This is a genomic window from Vibrio sp. 1557 (assembly GCF_033340175.1).
GTDB lineage: Bacteria > Pseudomonadota > Gammaproteobacteria > Enterobacterales > Vibrionaceae > Vibrio > Vibrio alginolyticus.
The window spans coordinates 1-1309 of the sequence record NZ_JAWOVZ010000154.1 but is presented as its reverse complement, the minus strand read 5'-3'; the positions used below and the strand labels follow the sequence as shown (position 1 = coordinate 1309).

Annotated in this window: 2 protein-coding genes; both read left to right on the top strand. The window is 43.9% G+C overall.

Annotated elements, in window-relative coordinates; translation table 11 throughout:
* A partial coding sequence (locus R7070_RS25450) for a GyrI-like domain-containing protein (RefSeq protein ID WP_318141419.1) occupies positions 1-562 on the top strand: 562 nt, incomplete at its 5' end.
* Between the two features lie 131 nt (positions 563-693).
* Positions 694-1309 (top strand): alkaline phosphatase (locus tag R7070_RS25445; protein ID WP_318141418.1); only part of this gene is annotated, 616 nt, incomplete at its 3' end.

Genomic DNA, 1309 nt, shown 5'->3' with positions numbered 1-1309 from the left:
GAAAACGATGTTCAAATCCATGGTTGAAATGGATTACGATCGTGGGCTCAAGATGCTAAAAAGCCAGTTAGAAACAGGGCAAATATTGTCGCAGTTGAGCGAAATCGGCACTCGTCATCAAGATTTGATACATTACGTTGGTTTGCAAGGTTCAGGCACAATTCCTGAGCTTGGTCCAATCATGAAAAAGCAAACTCAAAGACTGTACGAACTGATGCAGAAAGAAAGTCTGCCCGTCAGCGGCGAACTGTTCTGCTATTACCTTTCAATGGACATGAAGCTCGGTCATTTTGAATTTGTAACCTGCTTGCCCGTGAGTGAAATGGTAGAGGTACCAAATGGTTTTGTGTTTGGCACGATTCCAGCGTGTGAAACTTTTGTGATTGAGCACAAAGGTGACTACCAGTTTTTGGGCAATGCGTGGTCGTTAGGGATGAATTTGACACGCCAAAACGGCATAAAAGTGAAGAGCAAGCCTTTGGGGATTGAGCGCTACTTGAATAACCCGAATGAGACACCTAAAGCTGGCCTACGTACAGAAGTGATCCTATTTAAGAAATGATTTGGGTTGCAAAACCATGATGTAACACGAGGTTTCATCCTAACTGAATGATAGTATTGATGAATACTTGTAAGCAAAACAGTAATTAAAGTGACGGCTTATATTCGCAGTCACTTTTTCATGGATGAAATATGACAATCAGATACTCTTTACTTGCGGCCAGTTTACTGGCCGGGTTTGTTCACGCCAATGAAACACCGAAAAATATTATTTATATGATCGGTGATGGAATGGGCCCTGCCTACACAACCGCCTACCGTTATTATCAAGATAACCCAGAAACTAAACAGATTGAGCCTACAGTCTTTGACTCGATACTGGTTGGCATGGCTCACACCTATCCCGATGATGATACTTATGTCACTGACAGTGCAGCAGGCGCGACGGCCTTAAGCAGTGGCATAAAGAGTTACAATGGCGCCGTCGCTGTCGATACCCATAAAAAGCCAGTTAAAACGATGTTGGAAGTAGCGAAAGAGCAGGGCATGACAACCGCTCTAGTGGCGACTTCGCAAATTAACCACGCGACGCCTGCAAGCTTTGCCGCACACAACGAATCTCGTCGTAATTATGATCAGATAGCAGACGACTACTTGGATAACAAAGTAAATGGAAAGCTGCCCGTCGATCTGTTACTTGGTGGAGGTGTTCGATACTTTGAGCGTGAAGACAGAAACCTGATTGAAGAATTTAAAACGCAGGGTTATCACTACCTAACGGATTTTGATACCTTGCCTTCGTTGCAAG